Raw genomic sequence first — 23,507 nt, 5'->3', positions numbered from 1 at the left:
ATATAAAAATTTTATATATTAAGATTGAAAAATAGAAAGGGTGCATTATAATACTATTTAAAGACAACGAATATCTTAATTATCTTTAATAAATGACTAGGAGATGACATCTATGAATTTACATCAACGTTCGCATTTATACTTCTATATATGTATTATTTTAACGACCATATGTATGAGCTCTTCTTTTCCAACTGGGAAGTACCTCATCTCAATTGAACACGTGCCACCTATGTTACTAGGCGGATGGCGTTTTACCATCGCGGGATTCATTATCTTATTGGTTTTATTTTTGAAAAGGGGCGTTAAATATGTATTACCATCAATTGATCATAATAGTTATAAAGGCTTTATATTTGTCGCTACCATCGGATTATTACAAACGGCAGGAACAATGGGATTGTTAAATATAGCAATGTCATTGGGTGTATCCTCTTCAATGTCTGCCGTTTTACTGTTTACCAATCCATTATGGTTAGCTGTTCTTGCGCATTTTATACTGAAAGAGCGTTTAACAATGATTAAAGTGGTTGCACTCGTGATTGGTGTGATTGGGGTTACGATATGTCTAGGGTTAGACCGTTCATTGCTAGGGTGGGGTGCGTGTGTCGCATTACTTGGTTCACTATGTTGGTCATGTAATACTGTCGTGACTAAGCAATTTAAGTTTGATAAAGGTGCCTGGGTATTAACGGGATGGCAGCTATTATTTGGTGGCATCATCATGTTCTTGATTAGCCAATTGTTAGGAGAGCGCTATCACATTGGACAATTGAATGGTTGGGGATGGTTATGGTTTTGGTGGCTTGTATTTCCTGCGTCTATTGGATCATTTGGATTATGGTTTACCAGTTTAAATTTACGAGGTGCTACGATTTCGAGCAGTTTTCTATTTTTAGTGCCCTTATTTTCGACTATTTTTTCAATTATAGGGTTAGGTGAACCTTTCACAGTGCACATTATGATAGGTGGATTATGTGTTGTGGTCGCATTGATTGCAATTAATTATTCACCACATCACTTAAGTAATTAAGGTATTAAATGTTTGGAAAATCGAATGATCGCACTAAATAGTTCTAGGATAATATTAATTATGAGTTCCCAAAGTGGCTGTTTGGATTTATCTTTTTTAGATTCAGACATCATTTCACTCCTATGCTAGTTAGATTAACATAGCGACATTTTGATTGAAAATGTTACATATATGGAAGGTTTTCGAAATACTACATACTTGAAATTGTCTTAATTTTAATACAATGAAAATATATGAAAACTTGCGAACACTGACGTAAGAAAATAAAAGAGTCTGAACAAACCTCTTCACATGGTATCTAATTTTTTGTAATATAGCACTCGTATTATTTTTGAGAGCGATAAAAAAAGGAGGTAGCAATGATGAAAGGTAACAGAATGATGTTCTTCATATTCATGTTAGGTACATTTACAGTAGGAATGGCAGAGTATGTTGTAATGGGATTATTAACTCAAATCGCAAGTGATATGAAAGTGTCTATTTCAAGTGCAGGTTTATTAATCAGTGTATATGCTGTGAGTGTTGCGTTAATTGGACCATTTATGCGTATATTCACAATGAATGTTCGTGCCAAACGCTTATTACCCATTTTAGTTGCCATATTTATAGGTAGTAATGTGGTAGGGATGTTGGCACCCAATTTTCAAGTATTGCTGTTATCAAGATTGTTGTCAGCTTCAATGCACGCACCATTCTTTGGCGTGTGTATGAGTGTGGCTGCAGCCGTTGCACCTCGTGGTAAACAACCGCAAGCCATCGCATTAGTCCAAGCAGGATTAACAATTGCGGTTATGATTGGTGTGCCATTCGGCTCATTCTTAGGTGGCTTTGCGAATTGGAGAGCTGTATTTGGCGTTATGATTGGTTTAGCGATTATTACAATGCTAGGTATGTTGAAGTTTGTACCAGATGTATCTCTAAGTACAGAATCTAATTTAAAAAATGAATTAAAAGTATTTAAAAATCCACACATTTTAATCGTGATGTCTATTATCGTCTTTGGTTATTCTGGCGTATTCACAACATATACTTTTATGGAACCAATGATACATGACTTCGCACCTTTTAAAATAGTAGGCTTAACAATTTGTCTATTTATGTTTGGGTTAGGCGGTGTGTTAGGCAATTTAATCACAGGGAATGTGCCAGAACCTAAACTGACAAAATATCTATTTTATACGTTTTTATTACTATTTTTAACTATCATATTATTTGTCACTTTCGTGCATAATGCGATTTTAGCCATTATTATATGTTTCTTATTTGGATTTGGAACATTTGGTACGACACCGTTATTAAATAGTAAGATTATATTAAGTGCCAAAGAAGCACCATTACTTGCGAGTACATTAGCGGCGTCTATCTTTAATGTGGCAAATTTTTTAGGTGCCATTATCGGTTCAATTTTATTATCAATCGGTTTACCTTATTTAATGATTACCTTTGTGTCAGGGGGAATAATTATTTTAGGTATTTTAATTAATGCAATTAATTATTTTTATGAAAAGAAACACATTCAATTTGAAGAATAATAGTTAAATTGAAAACACCTCTAATGTCAGTATATCTTTATACCGATGTTGGAGGTGTTCTATTATAGTTATTCAGATTCGAATTTTAATGTTGGTTCGTACATATCGTGATTGAAGTGATGTTTAGAAAATTGACGTAAATCATTTATGAACGTATTTATGTTACGATCTAATTTCTCTTTGGTTCTCACGATGATAACGTGCTTATCGTCAGAGTTTGTTTCGTATTTATCATTATAGATTCTTGCAGCTATAGAAAATTTAGAGATATAATTCTCCAGTGATTCATAGCAATTTAGCAAATCACGAATAGGCTTATTAGATTCTTCTTCATGGTGACTCATAGTACCCAATAATTCTTGAATTTGATCGTCTAATTTTACAAAAAGTTCCTCCACGTCATCGCATTTTTCTAACGTTTGCGGCTTGTTTATTAGAGCATTGGTTTCACTTAAATGAATTTTACTTATTTTAGATGCTTTATAAGCAGTTAAATCTATCATACTCAAAATATCATTTTTATAATCTTCACGTTTTTCTTCTTTCTCTTTAGTGATTTGATATTTAATCCCCCAAAATGTCCCAATTAGCGCAAAGATACCTCCGACAATGGCAGCTAAAAATTCACTCATAATAATGAACTCCTTTTCTAGTGAGAATATTTACATTTATATTGTACACTATTTAAATAATGTAAGAGGAAAATTATAGTTCGACTTTGAAGTTAAGAACTTGAGGTATGTTAGATATATCGTTATTGGTAATGAAATCAATTAAAAGTTGTGCACCTTCTTCTTGTATATCTTTAGCTACAGGTGCTTCAGCGAACATGTCATAATTACCACCGCCTACAGCACGATAGTTGTTGACACAAATGGTATAAGTTTTATCACTGATAAGTGGTTCATTGCCAACCTTAATATCAGTTACGCGTTGACCAATAGGTTCTCTTACATGAATGGTATAAGTGATACCGCCATACATGTCATAGTTAAAATGCTGTGGTTTCGGATATAAAAATGCATCGTTGATTGTTATTTCATTTTTATCGTTAAGCGTGAAGTAGCTTGCTGATTTTTCTAAAGCGTCTTTAATGCCTGCACCAGTAAGTTTTAAAACTTGGAATGTATTGGGAAAAGGATAATTATTAATAATATCACGCATAGTAATACGTTTATTAAATCCTGCTGCTGAGTCGAAGAGTGCCGTACTTGTAATATCAGCACCACTTTTCTCCAATAACATAACATTTATTAAATTAATAAGTGGATGAGGTTTCATTCGTGCCTCAAATTGATCTTCTACTAACATCGGTTCAGGTAAGGTCGTGATTTCAGTATCTAGCCAGTCTTCTAGATGTGTTAATAGCTTAGAATCTTCCGATAATAGACTGTATTCTGAGTCTCCCACTACAGGTAACAATTCGCTTTGCGTATCAATAATCTGATTATTGTCGCCAATCGTTAGCGTTACTTTACCTATTTGTGTTGCACGTGTACCAGGTTGAATAACGGCAGTTTCATATTTAACTGTCGCGATATCTCGATGTTGGTGACCTGTAATCAATACATCGATGCTTTCATGGAAACGATGTAGAATTTCGGAAGCCTCATTCTCACCAGTTAAATCTTCAGTTGGTTCCTCTGTATCTATATCACGTTCGAATCCGCCGTGATATGAAACGACGACGATGTCAGCTTTTTCACGGACATTAGGTAATAGTTGGGTAAGTGTTTCAATCGCACTCTTGAAAGTTAAGCCTTCGATATGATGTGGTTGTTCCCAGTTGGGAATGTATTGCGTAGTTAAACCGATGACGCCTACTGTTAGTCCTTCCTTTTCAAAATAATGCACGCCTTCACTTGTAAAGGGTTGTTGTTTTGAGTCTAAAATATTAGCACAAAGCACTGGATGGTTAAGGTTTTGTAGTGTGTCTATAAGGTATGGTAAGCCATAGTTAAATTCATGATTACCAATCGTTCCCAAATCAAAATTTAAGCGGTTATATATCGTTGTTAACGGTTTGCTAGAGCGTAACTCAGATACTAAATAATTGCATAAAGGTGACCCTTGTAAGAAATCCCCGTTATCTATTTTGAAGTAAATATCGTCGTTTTTGCTTGATTGTTCGATAAGTTGATTAGCATATAATAAACCCATAGGTAACTGTTGATTCGTCTTTGAAAAATCAGTTGGGAATATGTAGCCGTGAACATCACTAACGATATAAAAGCTAAGTTGAGTCATAAGTACCATCCTTTCATTAATGACAGTGATTAATATTTATAATTATAAGGTATGCATGTTAATCAATCATTATTCGTTTTCAAAATAATTATATCTTTATATAGCAAAATTATAGTATAAAAGCTACACAGAATAGATTTAAAAAGAATTTTTAGGAATTATTTACAATATCTTAATGATATAAATAGATTTTATATAAATTTCACATTAATTAAATATTATTTGAATTAATATTGTGATAATCTTATATTGTCATATAAATTGACAAATTACACGATTTTATACATATCGAACGGGGGCAATACAGTTATGAAGCAAATGAAGTATCTTTTAGTGCTAGCTTTAACAGTTATTATTTTTGCGGCAGCATGTGGAAATAATAGCTCATTAGATAGCAACAACAAAAGTTCTGACAGCGGTTCTGATTCTGGTAAAGATGGTTACAAACCTAAAGAATTAACAGTGCAATTCGTGCCATCTCAAAACGCGGACACACTTGAAGCGAAAGCAAAGCCACTTGAAAAATTATTATCTAAAAAATTAGATATCCCAGTAAAAGTATCTGTATCAACTAACTACAATACAATCGTAGAAGCGATGAAGTCTAAAAAAGTAGATGTAGGTTTCTTACCTCCAACAGCTTACACTTTAGCACATGATCAAAAAGCAGCAGATTTATTGTTACAAGCTCAACGTTATGGCGTTAACAAAGATGGGTCTAACTCAGACAAATTAGTTAAAGATTATAAATCAGAAATTTTGGTCAAAAAAGATTCTGGAATTAAAGATTTAAAAGACTTAAAAGGTAAAAAAATCGCATTACAAGATGTAACGTCTACAGCAGGTTACACGTTCCCAATTGCGACACTTAAAGAAGCGACTGGCATTAACGCTACTAAAGATATGAAGATTGTAAATGTGAAAGGGCATGACCAAGCGGTTATTTCATTACTCAATGGTGATGTTGACGCGGCAGCAGTATTCCAAGATGCACGTAACATTGTTAAAAAAGATCAACCTAACGTATTTAAAGACACTAAGATTATTAAGTTAACAGAACCTATTCCAAATGACACAATCTCAGTTCGTCCAGATATGGATAAAGAATTCCAAGATAAACTTAAAAAAGCATTTAAAGATATCGCAAAAACAAAAGAAGGTCACAAAATCATCAGTGAAGTATATTCTCATGAAGGATACACAGATGCCAAAGATTCAGACTTTGATATTGTAAGAAAATATGAAAAACAAGTTCAAGATATGAAATAATATTAGAACATCATTAAACGAAATTGAAGTTTTAATATTATCACAATATATCTAAACTTAGACTAATGAACATTGTAGATTAATAAAAGCAAAGAGGAGCAAGGTCGAAAATAATATTTTTGAGGCTACTCAACAAATTCGCAGTAGCTGACTGAACTGAGATAGCTCTTAAATCTAGCTTTCTCAGTTCTTGTGTTCCTTGCGGGGGTAAGAAAACGAATTCGTTAACAATTCTGTCTCACGTCTTTCTTTGCAAAAATAAAGGGTGCTATTTAAATGAGTCAAATTGAATTTAAAGATGTCAATAAAGTTTATCCAAATGGGCATGTAGGACTAAAAGACATCAATTTGAATATTGAAAAGGGAGATTTCGCAGTTATCGTAGGCTTGTCAGGTGCAGGGAAATCAACGCTATTAAGATCAGTTAATCGACTTCATGATATAACATCTGGTGATATTCTTATTGAAGGTAAATCGATTACGAAAGCTAAAGGTAATGATCTACTAATGATGCGCCGTAATATTGGGATGATCTTCCAACATTTTAATCTTGTAAAACGATCATCTGTATTACGCAATGTGTTAAGTGGACGAGTAGGCTATCATCCAACTTGGAAGATGGTGTTAGGTCTTTTTCCAAAAGAAGATAAAGTAAAAGCCATGGATGCTTTAGAGCGAGTGAATATTCTGGATAAATACGACCAACGTTCTGATGAATTGTCTGGTGGTCAACAACAACGTATTTCAATTGCTCGTGCATTAGCACAAGAACCAGCAATTATTTTAGCTGATGAACCTGTAGCATCTTTGGATCCTCTAACAACAAAACAAGTGATGGATGATTTAAAGAAGATAAATGAAGAATTAGGTATTACGATTCTTATTAACTTGCATTTTGTAGATTTAGCACTTGAATACGGTACGCGTATTATAGGGCTTCGTGCTGGTGAACTTGTATTCGATGGCCCTGCAAGTGAAGCAACTGAAGAAGTGTTTAATGATATTTACGGTCGTAAACTTAAAGATGATGAGAAGCTAGGGGTTGAATAATATGACGACACCTACAACGAGTAAATATGATGAATATTTGAATAAAAAGTTTTCGCTTAAAACGAGTTTTACTATTTTTCTAGTATTAGCTTTAATAATATGGAGTTTCTTATATACTGGCTTTAGTTTTGCCGATTTAATGGTAGGTTTACCTCAAATTGGTTCATTCTTTGGACAAATGGTACCGCCAGACTGGGCATATATACATACAATATTGAAACCTATGTTAGATACCATTCGCATGGCTATTGTTGGGACATTTCTAGGCGCGATTGTATCTATCCCAATTGCTTTAATCTGTGCAAGTAATATTGTTAAAACGAAATGGATTTCAATTCCCGCTCGTTTTATTTTAAATATTGTGCGTACGATACCAGATTTATTACTAGCAGCTATATTTGTAGCTGTCTTTGGTATTGGTCAAATTCCAGGTGTATTAGCACTATTTATCTTAACTATTTGTGTTATTGCAAAGTTATTATATGAAGCACTTGAAACCATAGATCCAGGACCAATGGAAGCCATGACGGCAGTTGGGGCAAATAAAACGAAATGGATTGTCTTCGGCGTTGTGCCACAAATATTATCAACTTTCTTCTCATATGTGTTGTTCGCTTTTGAAATTAACATTCGTGCTTCAGCGGTACTTGGTCTTGTAGGCGCTGGCGGTATTGGATTGTTCTATGATTCTACTTTAGGCTTATTCCAATATCCTAAAACTGCGATGATTATTCTATTTACATTAGTTATTGTTGTCATAATTGACTATGTAAGCTCGAAAGTGAGGGAACAACTCGCATGACACAAAATAAAGATAATTTAGAACAAAAGTTTCCTATTAAATCAAAAAAGCATAAGCAAAAAATAATTAAAAATTGGATGATTGCAATTGTTGTTTTGGCTATTATTGCATGGGGTTTTGTAGGAATGCCCGCATTAGAATTAAAATCCAAATCCATTGAAATTTTAAAATCTATTTTTCACGGACTTTTTCATCCGGATTGGGGTTATGTATATATTCCTGCTGGTGAAGATTTATTACGTGGATTACTTGAAACGTTTGCGATTGCGGTGATTGGTACGTTTATTGCAGCTATTATCTGTATTCCATTTGCCTTTCTAGGTGCACAGAATTTAATCAAAATTCGTCCAGTAACCGGTATCACTAAATTTATATTAAGTGTGATACGTGTATTTCCAGAGATTGTTATGGCTCTAATTTTCATTAAAGCGGTTGGTCCGGGGTCATTTTCAGGTGTACTAGCTTTAGGTATACATTCAGTAGGGATGCTAGGAAAATTATTCGTTGAAGATATTGAAAGGTTAGATTTCACGTCAGTCGAAGCATTGAAAGCAAGTGGTGCTAACAAGACGAAAACTTTGATCTTTGCAGTTATACCACAGATATTACCATCATTTTTATCGCTTGTGTTATATCGCTTTGAATTGAATTTACGTTCTGCCTCGATTCTAGGACTTATCGGTGCTGGAGGTATCGGTACACCATTAATTTTTGCACTTCAAACACGTTCTTGGGACAGGGTAGGTATCATATTAATCGGATTAGTTATTATGGTAGCAATTGTTGACTTAATTTCAGGAGCAATACGTAAGCGAATTGTATAGATGAGAGAGTCGAGTAAATATTAAAGTATATTTAATCGGCTCGATACTCTAAATGTTTAAAATATACCATGGGGATAGGACAATGCATTTGATATGAGTGGCGTCCCATTACCATGGTTTATTTTTTATGTTTTAAAAACCCTATGTAAAGTGTTTTCAAAAATGATTTTGACTTCATTGTAGGAATGACGAACCTTTTTGACATCGCAGCATAAGCATCACGTTTGTCAGCATTATAACCTTGTCGATGAATTACAGCATTGTGTTCTAACTGCTTTGAAATGTTATTGCATTAAGATATAAATTTTAAGCATTCATTCACTAATTTATTTGCCATAGTTATGTCTCACATTTCTACAAAATTATAAACTATCCGAAACTTACAGAGTTGTAATTTTGGACGCTTTTCCTAAAAGTCTCCTATTTTATATGTTAATATATAAGTGAGGTGAGTAAATATGGAAAATGTAAATAGTAATAAATATAGAAACGATGAATTCTATGGTAGTAGAAATGAAAATATTGCATCATCTATAAGTTATTTAAGTGTGTTTTTTGCACCGATACTATTACCTATTGTAATGTGGATTATCGCTGACAAATCTGTATCAACTCATGCACGTAAAGCTTTATTTAACCATATACTTACTTGGGTTTGCTTTACATTAGCGCCATTAGCATTGATGCTATCTGCTAGTGTTATGGGCAATGCATCAACTAATACAGAAAGCTGGATTGTATTTGGCTCATGGACAATTGCAGTTGTATTGGTGGTAGTAGGCGTTTATTTGTTCATTAAAAATATTATTAGAGGCATTAAATTATTATTAGTTTAGAAGTTATAAAAAAGAGGCTATCGCTTATAGGTTAATACACCTTTAATGATAGCCTCTTCATTTTCATATGCATAAAAGAAATGCTCTAGTAATAAAAGTAACAGATAATTAGAAAAATATAGTTATTGCTTATTTCGAAAATTTACGTCTGAGGCTAATGACACCTACGCCTAATATGAAAGCTATAAAACTGTAAACAAACGTTGTCGTTGAGGCGCGTTCACCTGTCATAGGTAATTCGTGATGTAATGAAGTTTGACTCGTTTCTTGAGAACGAGTTGCTTGTTTACTAAGTGTCGAATTCATTTGTGATTTTGGTGATTGATCTTGTTGTTTAACTAAATGATGCTTTTCGGCATAGCCATTGAATCCCATGTCATTATCTTCAGCTTGGTGTTTAGTAGGATCTTGTTGAGAGTTAGACTTAGATGTTTGTTTAACTAGACCGTTTTGCTCGACATAACCATTGAATCCCATGTCATTATCTTCAGCTTGGTGTTTAGCAGGGTCTTGTTGAGAATTAGACTTAGATGTTTGTTTAACTAGACCATTTTGCTCAGCATAGCCATTGAATCCCATGTCGTTATCTTCAGCTTGGTGTTTAGTAGCGTCATTATTGTTAATTACATCATGATTGAACCCAGGATCAGTATCGTTATTGTCATCAACATCGTGGTTAAATCCAGGATCTACATTGTTGTTATTATCTTGGGATGTAATTGGTTGACCATTGTTATCATGGTTGAACGCTTGGTCAATGTTATTTGTTGCTGCAAAAGCATGGCCGTGTGACATAAGTAATAGTGATGATGTTACCAATGTTGTTCCAAAAGCATATTTAAAACGTCTTTTAATCAATTTATTCACTCCTTAGTAAAAAGCATTCTTCATACATAAAGATGATTATTTAATAATTAAAAATATCATAAATATGTATATTTATAACTTAACATAATAATTTAATTTAAACCTTAATATCTTCTATCAACTGAATGACAGTTTTGTCATACATTTATTTAAGACAAGCGTAAGCTATTATATAATCAACTTTTTGAAACTAAGAGAGGGTGTTTTAATGCAATTACGCAAAGTTACAGAAGAAGACTTGTTCTCACTTATTAAACTTGAAAATGAGAGCTTTACGCCAGATGAAGCGGCAACGCCAAAAACTTTGAAACAGAGAATCAATAAAATACCTGATACATTCATTATCGCTGAAAAGGAAGGACGCATAATCGGATATATTAATGGACCTGTAATCAATCAACGATATATAACCGACGACTTATTTGAAGAGATTCAATCCAACCCTAACAGTGGTGGTTATCTTAGTGTATTAGGTCTAGTCGTTAACAAAGATTATCAAGGACAAGGGATTGCGGGCAAACTGTTAGAGCAATCTGAGAAACTGGCGAAGCAACAATTAAGATGCGGTGTGACACTCACATGTCGAGAAGCTTTAGTGTCATTGTATGAACGTTATGGCTACAACAATGAGGGAGAGTCAACCTCACAACATGCTGGTATAAAGTGGTATAACATGGTTAAAGAAGTGTAAGGATAAGGTTGAGACGAATACGTTTCAACCTTAAATCTATATTATGTTTAATTTATTTCTTGAGTGTTCTAACATTTTTTATTCTCACATTTTAAATAGATATTTCCCTCTTTGGACATTCACTCCAGTAATTAAATAATACTTTCTTCTTAAAGCTTTTTGATTAATTTTTAAATTTCAATTTTAAAAGTATAAGAAAACTATATTTTAATAAGAGGAAACTAGTTCTATTTCAACTTAAATATTCTGTATTCAATAATAATTCTTCAATACATTCTTATTTTAAATACGATGAATAAAATTAGGATAGTTACAAAATTGTTATATAGTTTAATTCTATGTATTTACATGCAGTTTAATGAATTTTAACCCTAATCATTGAAGTGGTTATGTTTATTGGTTGAGGTTATTTTTGCCATTATATCTTATTAAATCAAGCTTCATATACGTATTGCAAGATTAACACTAAAATCAATTTTGAATAGATGATTGAATGTTATTGAGTTTTGTGCAATGAAACCTAGAAAAACTATATATATAGATGTTCTAATTCTGTTGCAATTTACATGTAAAGTGAATTATAATGATGTACATTCAAATTAATTGTGGTCAATTAGTCAATTGGGAAGTAAGTGTAATTTATTTGAAATATTTGATGAAGCATCACAAAAACTTCAACAATCACTTCAATTTGCAGGATTTAAACATGAGACCATTGTAATGGATGATGACGGTTTTTTACCCGATAACGTCATGACGCCGTATCAATTTTTTGCAAATTATAAACGAAACGATGACGATAAACCAGCTTTTTTAATGAGGTTCAAGTGCCACCATTATGGGAAATTAAAGGTAATTATAATCATGCAGAAATTATAGATAATGGTAATGTAAGAGGGCGAATATTTTATCGCGAGCATTTTAAAAATCGAATTGTGAGTTTTGTGGAGTGGTTTGATACAAAGGACCGTTTGCGTTCGGTCGATTTTTATAACAAAGATGGATTTAAATTTGCGGAAACGGTATATGATTTAAATAAAAAGCCCATCTTGAAGACTTACGTCGATCGTCAAGGGAAAGAAGTATTATATGAAAACTTTGTCACAAAAGATATTATATTAGATTGGCAAGGTCAATCGCATTTCTTTGCGTCAAAACAAGACTTCATTAGCTTCTATTTAGACCAAATAGATGTTGATACTTCAACTGTCTTCATCAATTCATTGGCAACACCATTTTTCGTGTTATATCAATCGAATCATATGTCGAATGCAGTGTTATTCTGGCAAGAACAAAGTCATAGTAATGTCCCGGGAAATATGAAGTTATTGTTAGATAAAGAGACGCTGAATTCAAAAGTAATTATCCCAGATAGTGCAGAATTTGAGGCTATTACATCAAATGTTGAGGCGCAGTATCGTCCTTTCATCAGTCAATTGGGCTACTTGTATGATTATCAGAAGTCTAATAATTATAACAAGCAAGTACTTAATTTAACGAATTCTGATGATCTTCCCAATTTAGAAGAAATTATACGACAGTGTGAAGATTATGAATTTCATATTGGTGCTATTACCGAAATGTCAGCTAAATTAATGGGCTTGGGTAAATATGATAACGTTAAACTTTATCCAACAATCACCCAAGCGAAGATTGATCAATTATTCCAAACATGTGATGTTTATTTAGATATCAATAAAGGTGGAGAAATCGTTAATGCTATTGAACGTGCAATGCTCCATAATCAATTAATTTTGGCTTATGATGAAACTGCGCATAGTCGTTCATTTATTGCTAAAAAGAATATTGCAAAGCAAGACGAACCTCAACAATTAATTGATATATTAAATGAAATTGTTAAGGAACCAAGTGTATTTAAAGAGCGAGTCAATGCACAACAAGAACAGAATAATCGTATTGAAGAAACTACGTTTAAAAATGTCATTACGAATGCGTTAAATCATTAAATGAGGATAATAAAGCTTTTGAGATAAATGAAGACTTACAAAAAGTCTACTTTTACTCAAAAGCTTTTTTGTTTTGTAAAGGTATTCTTAGATAGATGATTACTCAAATAAGTTGATACGCGTTCCTGGTGTGTCATAGCACTTAGGTTCATCATTCCACTTTAGTTGGGATGCTCCCCTAGGAGTCTTCGCAACTATGTTTCGTAATCTATCTTAGAACTACACACGAAAGAATGTGAACGCTTATGTTTCTTATGTAGTTTTAATTTAAAACAATTTTTAAGAAAGTATATCTAGTTTTAACAAATAAATGATTTATATAAATAATTACTCTCTGTTGTTTTCAATAGTGATTATAGTACCGTTAGAATCAGATTTAATATTTAATTTTAAAGAGAATCTTTCGCAAATATCTTTAATAATAGTTAAACCTTTAGATTTAGTAGACATATCATTAAAGCCAATACCATTATCCTGAATAGTAATATAATCCTCGTTTAGAAAAATGGTAATACGCGATGAATCAGAATGTTTATAAATATTAGAAATAATGTTATCAAATAAGCGCTCATACCATAATTGGTCACCAAGCCAATAAATAGGGTTACCTTCAACATTTAGAATGGTTAGAATGTTCTTTGAATCTAATAGATAGTGCCATTTATCAATTGTTGTGTTTATACATGCTTGTATATCAACTTGGTGGTTAAACGTATAAAATCTAGAAATATCATCTTTGTTAGGTAATGCTTTAATTAAATTAGAAATATAGTTTATCTTTTCATAAGATAACTCTATATCATTATCATTAATTTGGTATTGAAATCCGAGTTGGTATAACTCTAAATTTAATGCAGTTAGAGGCGTATTAATATCATGGGCAAGTTGATTAATGTAATTTTGTTCTTGCTTTTTGTTTTCGATGATTTCTAACTCTCTATATCTTAGTCTGTCTATTAAGATATTTATAGATTGGCCAACTTCATCAATTTCGTCATTTATATGAGTAGGTATGTCTAATTTATTAGGTAATTTGTCACTATTAGCAATGTCTAATAATTTATCATTAAGTAAACGTAAACGATCCACAATTTTATATACATAGCGTGAAGCAATAATAACTAAAGTAATTAGAATTAAGAAGAAAAAGATATAAAAAATTATTGTAAGACCACTGGATTTAAAATTTAAACCGATTGGATAACCCAAGACTTTTTCAATAAATAGAATACATAGTAGTATCATACTATTGATAGCTAAAAAAACTAGAGGTATCGATAATAAACCCAATCCCATGAACATATAGTATTTTTTTAATAGTCTCATAAATTAGCCCCCATTTAATCTATAACCAATACCATAAATTGTCTCAATAATTGTTCCAGAATCTAATAACTTAGTTCTTAATTTTTTTACATAAGCGTTCAAAGTATTTTCAGAAGCGGATTCAAATTGCCAAACGTAATCAATAATTTGATCCTTAGTTAAAATCAAATCTCTGTTTTCATACATATAGAAAAATAATCGACGTTCCGTTTTAGTTAAAGATAATTGCTTTCCATCATTAGATTTGATTATCTTGTCTTTAGCATTAACTTTAAACTCATAAAATTGAGCCTCTTTATCAGCATAATGGATAGTTAAAAGATTATTAATCCTAGAAATAAGTTCTCTCGGATTGAAAGGTTTGGTAAGGTAATCATCGCCATTATTCAAACCTTTAACTTTAGAATCGATATCAACTCTTGCTGATAAATAAATAATAGGTATAGTAGAAATGCTTCTTATCCCATCAGTGATAGACAAACCATCATTATTGGGTAACATAATATCCATAATAATGATATGAACGTCATTCAATACGTTAAAAACGCTATCTCCAGTTCTATCTAATGTCACCTGTGCACCTTTTTGTTGTAATATTTGTTTTAAATTTTTAGCGATGGTTTCATCGTCTTCTACTAATAAAATATGAAACCCCTCCATATATTTCACCTCCATGTTTTATTAATTAATTAATATAAATGTTGGTATATAGAATAGCACGTATAAACCAAAGAATAATACGGGAATTTTAAATGTAGGAGAATAATCTTTATCTCTTAACCATGAAAGTATTTCGTATATTCCTGTTAAAAAAGCTACTGCTAAACTCCCCATTGAAATGAGTAATAATACTGATGATATGATACCAGTCATTCATATGCACTCCTTTATCTGAATTTGTAATTCCAGTTTAAAAACTAATTCTGAAAAAGTTATGAATAATTCGTATTATCTTCTTAAATTCATATAAAAGAGTATGAAAGGTTGGGATAACAATTAATTATTTATGTCACTAAAAAATTTAAATCAAGTATAAAAAAATATATGTAAATAGTATCTTTTCAATTTACAAAAAGATGAGGAGGCTAATATGAAAAGATTATTTTTTATAAGTATTATATTTTTAGTATTTTTAGGAAGATGTTCCTTCAGTGACAACAAAGATAAAGCAGAAGGTGAAAAAGCCAATAACAAGGCTAAAGCTACAGACAAAATGAAAAAATTTAAAATAGGTCAAGTCGTGGATGATGACGGTGTAGATATTAAAGTAGTTAAAGTAGAATTCGTAGATAACCATGATGAGTATAGTGCGCCTGTAAATGGCAAAGCCTTGAGAGTATACATAAAGTTTAGAAATAATAACGATGATCAAGTTTTAATGGATAATACTGATTTCAGTATGAAAGTAAATAACGAGAATTATGAAGAATGGTATGGTAGTGAAGATATGCATGAAGGATTTAGCCACCAATTAAATCAGCATAACACTGCATCAGGCTACATTACTTATGATGTACCGGATAGTGATCATTATACTTTAGAATTAGATACCGTACCTAATTTCAACAAAGTTAGGGCACAATGGATTATTAATAAATCAGAAATTAAGAATTTAAATGTCACTAAAGATACTTCGGCTAGCTCAACTACAGATGTTGAGGACGAATCAGATACAACATCTTCTAGTAAAAAAGAAAATGATGATTCTGATCAAGCGGGCTTGGGCGTGACATATCCTGCTTATATGTATAATGCTTTAGTAGATGAATATAATTCACTCACTGATGGTGAAAAGATGAACCATGTATCTAAAGATGTGTTAGAAATTGAGTATAATCAATTAGAAGATCGTGTAGAAGCATTGTATGAGAAAGAAAATGCTAAAGCGAAAAAGAATACGAAAAAGCAATGCAAGATTATGAAGACCAATTGGCTCAAGAAGAATATGAACAACAACAAGCAGAATAAGCTGAAAATGAAGCATCTGAATCTGATGACATTTCAAATGGTCCTGGTTCTGATGATTCATCATTAGACAGTGGAACAGAAGATACAGAAGATACTTCTTCTGAAGATGACGCAGCATAGAAAAGGAGACAACAATGGAACATAATTATATGAATGAACCTAAGCCAACTAACAGAATTATTGAAATGATTCTTGGAATAACAGGAAATATATTTGGAATTATTGGTGGATTGATTGCACTAATTCTAACAAACTATGATAAAAGTTATGGTTCAGAACTAGTTGGATTAATGACTATTGTGGCAACCAGCTCTATTATTTTATCAGCAATAACTTTAACATTAAGCTGTTTAATTAATAAAAGACGTGTTTTAATTAGTATTATACTTATTGTTGCTGCAATAATTCATATATATTAGGATTTTTTGGTTATTTATCAGGTATTCTAATCCTCGTTGCTGGAATTATCGCATTAGTTAGGAAATAATTTGATAGAATAGAAGGAACTATGACAAAGTTCCTTTTATTTTTTTAATTATGATTCGAAATGAGGTGTTAAAGATGGAAATTGTGTACATTGCAGGTGGATGTTTATGGGGAGTTCAAGCGTTTATAAAAACATTGCCAGGTGTCTTATCGACTGAAGCGGGACGTGCAAATGGGATATCTGAAACACTTAGTGACAAATATGACGGCTATGCAGAATGTGCCAAAACGACATTCGACCCTATGCAGACATCAATTACTGACTTAATGAATTATCTTTTTGAGATTATAGATCCATATAGTATTAACAAACAAGGTGTTGATGAAGGCCCCAAATATCGTACAGGTATTTATAGTGATGAACAGAAGCATCTTGAAGAAGCACGCGACTTCATCTCAAAACGACCTGATAAAGAGCGAATTGCCGTAGAAGTGTTACCTTTAAATAATTACGTTGCAAGTGCTGAGGAACATCAAGACAGACTCGATAAACATCCAGAGGATATCTCATACTGTCATGTTACGCCTGACATGTTGAAAAAATATCTTTGAAAAATATGAGCTGTTACAATAATCACTATTTTGTGTAGGTTAGTTCGAAACAATGTCATTAAGAATACGTATATCCAGACAAATTTGGGCAATACAGTACTATAGAAAGTAATTAAATTATAAAAGAAAGAAGCGATAGTAATGACAATTTTACTTACAGGCGCAACCGGGCATCTTGGGTCACATATCACTGAACATGCAGTTAAAGAACAGGTGTCTGATTTTAATATTGGGATACGTAATCCAGATAAAATGCCATCACACTGGAAAGATAAAGTAGGCGTTAGAGAATTAGATTATTTTAATGAGGAAAGTATGGTTCGTGCATTCAAAGGTATTGATACGGTTATATTTATTCCGAGTATTATTCATCCGTCATTTAAGCGACTCCCAGAAGTGGAGAATTTAGTTAGTGCAGCTCATAAAGCACATGTCTCACATATTATGTTTATTGGATACTATGCAGATCAACATAATAATCCTTTCCATATGAGTCCATACTTTGGCTACGCTGAACGTTTACTTGCATCTAGTGGTCTTAAATATACTTATGTCAGAATGGCGATGTATATGGATCCATTGAAACCTTATTTACCAGAACTTGCAGATATGCGGAAACTCATTTATCCAGCGGGTGATGGCCGTATTAATTATATTTCTAGAGATGATATTGCTAGAGGTATCGTAGCATTATTACAACAACCAGATAAATTTGGACACAGATATTTACTTTCTGGCTATAGTTATTCTATGACAGAATTAGCAGCAATTTTGTCTGAAGCAGCAGGTTCTAAGATTGAATATAGTCCTGTTTCTTTGGAAAAGTTCTCAGAAATGTATGATGAACCTAAAGGGTTTGGTGCATTGCTTGCATCAATGTACGAAGCAGGTGCAAGAGGGTTACTTGATCAACATTCAAATGATTTTGAACAACTAGTGCATGATAAACCAAAAACTTTCCCAGAATTTTTAAAAAAGTGAACATTAAAAATAGGACGTGTGATGATAGTCATCGCACGTCCTACTTTTACATTATAAAGTTTAACGATACTATTTGTTATCGCAATCGAAAGTATCAGCAAAGCTTAATGCAGCTAAACCTAATAAGTCTAAAGCGTGTTGAGCACCTTCTTTACCATGTCCAGCTTCAAAGTGTTTGTAAGCAGCAACGCCTAATACACCGAAAGTAGCAATTGAACCTAAACGTGATAAGTTTTTGTTTAAGAAACTAGCAGCATAAAAAGCAGCGGCAGCAGCTTCTACAGTACCAGCTAATTTAACTGAGCTTTCTGGTAAGCCGAATACATTTTGGAATGTATCTTTCATTTCTTGGTCACCTTTTAATTTAGGTTTTGAAGCAGTGTATAATTCTTTAGCAAGTTTTAAGTTTGCAGCATAACGTAAAATCATAATTTAAAAAACTCCTTTTTATTTGTTTTCAAAGTATTTATCAACAATAGGTTTAACGCGTTCGCCAAATAGACGGATTGATTTCATTACATACTCATGAGGCATTGAACCTACAGGTGTATGAATCATAAAACGGTTAAGACCTAACGTTTCAACAGTTTCAATAATTTTTTGAGCAACCGTCTCAGGACTACCCAGATAGATTGCGCCTTGACTTCCTACTTCTCTTTCAAACATATTCTCGTCAAAGCTAGGCCATCCACGTTCACGACCTAAAATATCATGGTGTGCTTTTAAAGAAGGGAAGAATTCTTTCTTAGCGTTCTCGTCTGTTTCAGCGATGTACCCCCATGAGTGTACCGATACGGATAATTCGTCTGGATTATGACCGTAAGATTCTGGGACAGATTTATAAATCTCAATATTGCGTGTAAATCGTCTAGGATTACCACCAATAATCGCATACGTTATTGTTAACCCAAAGGCACCAGCTCTTAATGATGATTCAGGTGTACCACCAGTTGCAATGGAAATAGGTAACTTACCATGTTCGACACGTGGATATATACCTGTTGGGTCGAAACTTGGACGTAATTTACCATCCCAACTTACAACTTCATGTTCGTTGATTTTTAGTAATAATTGCAACTTTTCATTAAATAGGTCTTCGTAGTCATTTAAATTATAACCGAATAATGGGAAAGATTCGATGAATGACCCTCGTCCAATCATAATTTCAGCACGTCCATTAGATACGGCGTCTAATGTCGCATATCGTTGATACACACGTACTGGGTCATCTGATGATAACACAGTTACTGCAGATGACAATTTAATATGCTTAGTACTTGATGCTGCAGCAGCAAGTACGGTCACTGGATCTGATACAGCATAATCAGGACGATGATGTTCACCCAATCCATATATATCTAATCCTAATTGATCAGCTAGTTCAATTTCTTCTACAATATCGCGAATTCTCTGAGCATTTGAAACAGCAGCTTGTGTACCATCAGGCATAACCATATCCCCATTATCTGCAAATGAAGTCAATCCTAATTCTATTTTCAACACGTCACCTCCATTGGTATAAATTTTATACTAGAATTGTAGTCCTTATTTTAAGATTAGTCAATAGAAATGTTTCGAATTAGAGATTTTTTATTTTAAAAAGCGAATATGTGATTTTTAAATGAAAGAACTTTAAAAGTATTTTGTCAATTTCAAATAGTCTTTTGAAAAATAAGTGAAAGTGTCATAATAGGAATGTTGTAGAAAATAGAAAGAAGGGAGAAGCAAATGTCTATCCAAAAAACAATGAATTACAACAAAATAACAACCATATTCTTTATTGCGGGAATTATAGTAATGAGCAGTTTATATACGGCTATTCCATTAACTGCAGAGTTTGCTAAAGACTTTAAAATTCCACAATCAGTTGCAACTTTAAATGGTGTTGCATTTTCCGTTACATATTCAGTAAGTTGTTTGTTTTATGGGACTATTTCAGAAAAATATGGGAGAATTCGCACCATATTATTTGGAATTTGTGGGCTTGTAATGATTTGTATGGTCATAGGTTTTGTACATTCTTTCGCAATACTGGTCGTTTTAAGAGCGATACAAGGTATATTTGCTGCTGCCTTTTCACCAGTATCTATCACATACGTGACAGAAACTTATTCATCGGTCAAACGTATGACTGCGATTAGTTTCATTAGTACGAGTTTCATGTTATCAGGGATTATTGGTCAAAATTTAAGTGAGATCATAGTAGGTTTTTCAAATTGGCATATGGTTTATTTCACTTTAACGGTGCTATATATCATCTTAGCTTTTGTTATTCATAGACAAATTCCTGAAAGTCCTGTGAAGAACCCCAACATCCAATTACTTAAATTCTTTAATAATTTTAGTGATTTTAAAACGAATAAATCCGTGCTCTTATGCTATGGGGTGTCGTTAACATTGTTGACGATGTTTATTAGTATGTATACAGTGTTTAATCATTACGTCACTTCCGATACAATTGGTGGGGATGAAACAACTGCGATTAATGCTAAACTGTTTGGTATTATTGGTATGTTGTTGTCCCTAATTGCAGGACGAATCAGTGATCGCATAGGTGTTAAAAATCTTATTTTAAGTTCATTAGTTGTGAGTACAGTAGCACTTATCTTAATGTCTGTAACAACAAACATCGTGTTACTAATTATTTGGAGTGTGCTGTTTGTAAGTGGTATCGCCTTCGCAATTCCATCAACAATTTCTAAAGTAGGCTTAACTGTTCGAGGTAACCAAGGGTTCTTCTTATCAGTAAACACATTTATTTTATTCTTAGGTACTGCGATTGCACCTATTCTAAGCATTGTCTTAAATACGATTTCAAGTTTCACAGTACAATTTAATATTATAGCTATGATTGGTATTATCGCTATTATGATTGCACTATGCATGCCACGTAGGAAATATTAATTGAGGTAACCAATTTCTAATTAAATTTAGTGAATTAGGTTATAACGTAATAAGAGGTGGTTTCAGTGGATAAATCATTAATGATTTCAAACGCATTAAATCTTATTTTGATGATAGTACTCATTATATTTAATATGATTAATATAGGTATTTGGCCAATGGTCATTCTAGCATTATTAATCATAGCTAATAGTATTTTTATGGTTTACAAGACAGTAGACGTTAAAAAACGCAAATGACAAAAAAGCAATCTCACTCTTAATTTATGTGAGATTGCTTTTATTTATCATAACAATATAATGATGTTTCAAGCACTTTATTTAATGTTTCAAACACTTTATTTAATGTTTCAAACACTTCTTCAACTGTATAGTTATAGTCATTTTCTACCCAACGTCGTAGTACTTCTATTACGCCACTACTGTAAAAATCAGCTACAATTTCAGGATGTTTACTTTCTCTAATCTTTTGCGCTAAGGGGTCACGCTTACGAGTTGAGTTATTTAACATCATTTCGCGACTCACATTCGTTAAACTTCTAAATACATCTGCCTGTCGAGACGAAACTAATAGATGTTTGAAAATCTTTTTATTATTACCAATGTAATAGATAAAGTCTTCAAATGATTCAGGGGTTGTAATGTCTGCTGATGTGTCACCTTTAGCTATAATTTGTTGTGTAATAAAGTCAGGTAAAGTGTAGAGTAATTCATATTTATCTTGGAAGTATCTGTAGAACGTACTGCGGTTGATTTCTGCAATATCACATATTTTTTGTACGGTGATTTCATCAAAATGATAATCATGTAAAAGTATAAATACAGTTTCATGAATATGTTTAATCATACGCTTTTGATTTGCTGACGGCATTATCTGATTCTCCTATTTATTTAATCTAGTCAGATAGCTTGACGTAATAAGAGTAATTTATCACAATAAAGTTGATTTTTCCAAACATAACAACTGATACTACGTTTAAATTTGTTTATAAAAAAAGAGTAAATAAGTTATTTGAAACGTTTAATACTATAAGAGCGATATAAAAAAGTGGGAGCGAAACTGAGTTTAGTTTCACTCCCTCGCAATAATAGCTACGATTGAGAAGAGTTTGTCTTAAGTGCCTTCTCAACTCGGTTTGCTACTGTAAATTTGCATTATGAGTTTTAAATATGCTACACCAAACGAGCATATTCTTTATTTATCTTTCTTAACTTTGTAATTAGTTAGTCTCAATACCTTCTAACCATTCATCTACTTTATTATCATTATCATCCACATAGTCTTTAGCTACTTGTTCTGGATTTTTGTTATCAACAAAGATTTTTTTAGCTAATTTGTCTTCTTCAGATTTACTCCAATCATCTGCCATACGTGTTGCAATTGTGTATGCAGCTGGATGTGCTTCTTTAAAGTCTTTGTTAAATACTAAGTCAATATGTTGATTATTATTACCATAAATGTTGTCTGGATCTTTCAACATTTTAACGTCTAATTCTTTAGAGAACCAGCTAGGTTCCATTGATGTGAAGACGATAGGTTCTTGTTGTTTAAAAGCAGATTGAATTTTCTTGAATTGGTCTTGGTCAGAACTTTCTTTCAAGCTATATTTATCCAAGTTGTCACTATCAAGTTCATCTTTAGTTTCTTGCATAACGCCATTACGTGCGTCTGTGCCTTGAATTGTCCAATCTACAGATTTTCCGAAGTCACTGTTTTTTAAGTCACTAATTGAGTCGACATCTTGCACGTACTTAGGTACGGCTAAACCTACTTTTGTGTTATCAATTAAATGTTTATCATCATAAATTGTTAATTTACTTTTGAACTTATCGTAGTAACTTTTATCAGTAGTAGGGAAGATACCTGATGCATGGAATGAATCAGAGTTCTCTGATACAGTAGCATATAACGGGCCACTTGCTGTTACTGGTGTAGTTGTTACATCATAACCTGCTTTTTTCAAAACCTCTGCTATAACTAGTGAACGTGGTGTTGAATTATCACTCGCGATATAAGGTATTTCGATTTCTTTATTACCAAGTGATGTTTGACTATCGTCTGATGAACCACTACCGCTACCACTATTACCACAAGCACTTAACACTATGGCTAAGGCTAGTGTGGCTAGCAGTCCTAAGAATTTCGAACTACGTCGTTTTAACATAACGTGTT

24 protein-coding genes and 1 pseudogene are annotated in these 23,507 nt (G+C 32.7%); 15 read left to right on the top strand and 10 right to left on the bottom strand.

Going from position 1 to position 23,507, the window contains the following annotated elements; all coding sequences use genetic code 11:
- Positions 1 to 112: 112 nt before the first annotated feature.
- On the top strand, positions 113 to 1,033 hold the full coding sequence (locus tag HMPREF3265_RS07405; RefSeq protein WP_016930608.1) for a DMT family transporter: 921 nt from the start codon (positions 113 to 115) through the stop codon (positions 1,031 to 1,033).
- A 362-nt stretch (positions 1,034 to 1,395) separates the two neighbouring features.
- Positions 1,396 to 2,565 (top strand): MFS transporter, encoded by a 1,170-nt coding sequence (locus HMPREF3265_RS07400; protein WP_016930609.1) that lies wholly within the window; start codon positions 1,396 to 1,398, stop codon positions 2,563 to 2,565.
- A 68-nt stretch (positions 2,566 to 2,633) separates the two neighbouring features.
- Here the strand turns inward: HMPREF3265_RS07400 and HMPREF3265_RS07395 are convergent, their stop codons facing one another.
- Positions 2,634 to 3,197, bottom strand: a complete 564-nt coding sequence (locus tag HMPREF3265_RS07395) for a hypothetical protein (protein ID WP_070861216.1) — start codon at positions 3,195 to 3,197, stop codon at positions 2,634 to 2,636.
- 73 nt (positions 3,198 to 3,270) lie between these two features.
- Complete coding sequence (locus tag HMPREF3265_RS07390) at positions 3,271 to 4,812, bottom strand: bifunctional metallophosphatase/5'-nucleotidase (RefSeq protein WP_070861215.1); 1,542 nt, start codon at positions 4,810 to 4,812, stop codon at positions 3,271 to 3,273.
- Positions 4,813 to 5,121: 309 nt separating this feature from the next.
- Here HMPREF3265_RS07390 and HMPREF3265_RS07385 point away from each other — a divergent pair, with 309 nt between their 5' ends.
- From HMPREF3265_RS07385 to HMPREF3265_RS07365, 5 genes are all read left to right on the top strand, one after another.
- Positions 5,122 to 6,081 (top strand): phosphate/phosphite/phosphonate ABC transporter substrate-binding protein, encoded by a 960-nt coding sequence (locus HMPREF3265_RS07385; protein ID WP_070581044.1) that lies wholly within the window; start codon positions 5,122 to 5,124, stop codon positions 6,079 to 6,081.
- A 276-nt stretch (positions 6,082 to 6,357) separates the two neighbouring features.
- Positions 6,358 to 7,131 (top strand): phosphonate ABC transporter ATP-binding protein, encoded by a 774-nt coding sequence (gene phnC / locus HMPREF3265_RS07380; RefSeq protein WP_011274648.1) that lies wholly within the window; start codon positions 6,358 to 6,360, stop codon positions 7,129 to 7,131.
- A gap of 1 nt (position 7,132) precedes the next feature.
- Positions 7,133 to 7,933 (top strand): phosphonate ABC transporter, permease protein PhnE, encoded by an 801-nt coding sequence (gene phnE / locus HMPREF3265_RS07375; protein ID WP_011274649.1) that lies wholly within the window; start codon positions 7,133 to 7,135, stop codon positions 7,931 to 7,933.
- Entirely contained in the window at positions 7,930 to 8,757 is an 828-nt protein-coding gene (gene phnE / locus HMPREF3265_RS07370) for a phosphonate ABC transporter, permease protein PhnE (protein ID WP_048667839.1), read from the top strand. Before phnE (HMPREF3265_RS07375) ends, phnE (HMPREF3265_RS07370) begins: the two co-directional genes overlap by 4 nt.
- Positions 8,758 to 9,215: 458 nt before the next feature.
- Positions 9,216 to 9,593, top strand: coding sequence for a magnetosome magnetite crystal formation protein family (locus HMPREF3265_RS07365; protein WP_070440521.1), 378 nt, complete (start codon positions 9,216 to 9,218; stop codon positions 9,591 to 9,593).
- 129 nt (positions 9,594 to 9,722) lie between these two features.
- Here the strand turns inward: HMPREF3265_RS07365 and HMPREF3265_RS07360 are convergent, their stop codons facing one another.
- Positions 9,723 to 10,460, bottom strand: a complete 738-nt coding sequence (locus HMPREF3265_RS07360) for an LPXTG cell wall anchor domain-containing protein (RefSeq protein WP_256323921.1) — start codon at positions 10,458 to 10,460, stop codon at positions 9,723 to 9,725.
- A gap of 208 nt (positions 10,461 to 10,668) precedes the next feature.
- Between HMPREF3265_RS07360 and HMPREF3265_RS07355 the strand changes: the two genes are divergently transcribed.
- Positions 10,669 to 11,151, top strand: a complete 483-nt coding sequence (locus HMPREF3265_RS07355; protein ID WP_070861213.1) for a GNAT family N-acetyltransferase — start codon at positions 10,669 to 10,671, stop codon at positions 11,149 to 11,151.
- Between the two features lie 827 nt (positions 11,152 to 11,978).
- Entirely contained in the window at positions 11,979 to 13,118 is a 1,140-nt protein-coding gene (gene gtfB / locus HMPREF3265_RS07350; RefSeq protein ID WP_240570485.1) for an accessory Sec system glycosylation chaperone GtfB, read from the top strand.
- Positions 13,119 to 13,445: 327 nt separating this feature from the next.
- Here gtfB and HMPREF3265_RS07345 read toward each other — a convergent pair whose 3' ends face one another.
- Genes HMPREF3265_RS07345 through HMPREF3265_RS07335 form a run of 3 tightly spaced genes read right to left on the bottom strand, consistent with a single transcriptional unit; the run spans position 13,446 to position 15,317 of the window.
- The gene (locus HMPREF3265_RS07345; protein WP_037552131.1) at positions 13,446 to 14,444 is read right to left on the bottom strand and encodes a sensor histidine kinase; all 999 of its coding nucleotides are present in this window, start codon (positions 14,442 to 14,444) and stop codon (positions 13,446 to 13,448) included.
- Between the two features lie 3 nt (positions 14,445 to 14,447).
- Positions 14,448 to 15,104, bottom strand: coding sequence for a response regulator transcription factor (locus tag HMPREF3265_RS07340; RefSeq protein WP_053036069.1), 657 nt, complete (start codon positions 15,102 to 15,104; stop codon positions 14,448 to 14,450).
- 21 nt (positions 15,105 to 15,125) lie between these two features.
- Entirely contained in the window at positions 15,126 to 15,317 is a 192-nt protein-coding gene (locus tag HMPREF3265_RS07335) for a hypothetical protein (RefSeq protein WP_037538190.1), read from the bottom strand.
- A 217-nt stretch (positions 15,318 to 15,534) separates the two neighbouring features.
- Here HMPREF3265_RS07335 and HMPREF3265_RS07330 point away from each other — a divergent pair, with 217 nt between their 5' ends.
- The 4 genes and pseudogenes from HMPREF3265_RS07330 (at position 15,535) to HMPREF3265_RS07315 (ending at position 18,431) form a co-directional block, all read left to right on the top strand.
- On the top strand, positions 15,535 to 16,479 hold the full coding sequence (locus HMPREF3265_RS07330) for a DUF4352 domain-containing protein (protein WP_240565814.1): 945 nt from the start codon (positions 15,535 to 15,537) through the stop codon (positions 16,477 to 16,479).
- Positions 16,480 to 16,546: 67 nt separating this feature from the next.
- Positions 16,547 to 16,899 (top strand): annotated as a pseudogene (locus HMPREF3265_RS07325) (hypothetical protein).
- A 74-nt stretch (positions 16,900 to 16,973) separates the two neighbouring features.
- Positions 16,974 to 17,450 (top strand): peptide-methionine (S)-S-oxide reductase, encoded by a 477-nt coding sequence (locus HMPREF3265_RS07320; RefSeq protein ID WP_070581038.1) that lies wholly within the window; start codon positions 16,974 to 16,976, stop codon positions 17,448 to 17,450.
- 141 nt (positions 17,451 to 17,591) lie between these two features.
- Positions 17,592 to 18,431, top strand: a complete 840-nt coding sequence (locus HMPREF3265_RS07315) for an SDR family oxidoreductase (protein ID WP_070581036.1) — start codon at positions 17,592 to 17,594, stop codon at positions 18,429 to 18,431.
- A gap of 69 nt (positions 18,432 to 18,500) precedes the next feature.
- Here HMPREF3265_RS07315 and HMPREF3265_RS07310 read toward each other — a convergent pair whose 3' ends face one another.
- Positions 18,501 to 18,860, bottom strand: a complete 360-nt coding sequence (locus HMPREF3265_RS07310) for a DoxX family protein (protein ID WP_037538195.1) — start codon at positions 18,858 to 18,860, stop codon at positions 18,501 to 18,503.
- Positions 18,861 to 18,878: 18 nt separating this feature from the next.
- Entirely contained in the window at positions 18,879 to 19,931 is a 1,053-nt protein-coding gene (locus HMPREF3265_RS07305) for an LLM class flavin-dependent oxidoreductase (RefSeq protein ID WP_070581034.1), read from the bottom strand.
- 234 nt (positions 19,932 to 20,165) lie between these two features.
- Between HMPREF3265_RS07305 and HMPREF3265_RS07300 the strand changes: the two genes are divergently transcribed.
- Both HMPREF3265_RS07300 and HMPREF3265_RS12610 read left to right on the top strand, forming a co-directional pair.
- A complete protein-coding gene (locus HMPREF3265_RS07300; RefSeq protein ID WP_176743863.1) occupies positions 20,166 to 21,335 on the top strand; it encodes an MFS transporter in 1,170 nt (389 codons plus the stop codon).
- A gap of 65 nt (positions 21,336 to 21,400) precedes the next feature.
- Positions 21,401 to 21,574: a hypothetical protein gene (locus tag HMPREF3265_RS12610; protein WP_174165700.1), complete on the top strand. Its 174-nt coding sequence runs from the start codon at positions 21,401 to 21,403 to the stop codon at positions 21,572 to 21,574.
- 40 nt (positions 21,575 to 21,614) lie between these two features.
- Here the strand turns inward: HMPREF3265_RS12610 and HMPREF3265_RS07295 are convergent, their stop codons facing one another.
- Positions 21,615 to 22,205, bottom strand: coding sequence for a TetR/AcrR family transcriptional regulator (locus tag HMPREF3265_RS07295; protein ID WP_070678308.1), 591 nt, complete (start codon positions 22,203 to 22,205; stop codon positions 21,615 to 21,617).
- 349 nt (positions 22,206 to 22,554) lie between these two features.
- A complete protein-coding gene (locus HMPREF3265_RS07290; protein ID WP_070861212.1) occupies positions 22,555 to 23,499 on the bottom strand; it encodes a glycine betaine ABC transporter substrate-binding protein in 945 nt (314 codons plus the stop codon).
- Between the last annotated feature and the right edge of the window lie 8 nt (positions 23,500 to 23,507).

It is taken from the genome of Staphylococcus sp. HMSC62B09, from assembly GCF_001839115.1.
In the GTDB taxonomy this organism is placed as follows: Bacteria; Bacillota; Bacilli; order Staphylococcales; family Staphylococcaceae; genus Staphylococcus; species Staphylococcus haemolyticus.
The sequence above is the reverse complement of the archived record's forward strand: the minus strand, read 5'-3'. Positions and strand labels throughout refer to the sequence as shown.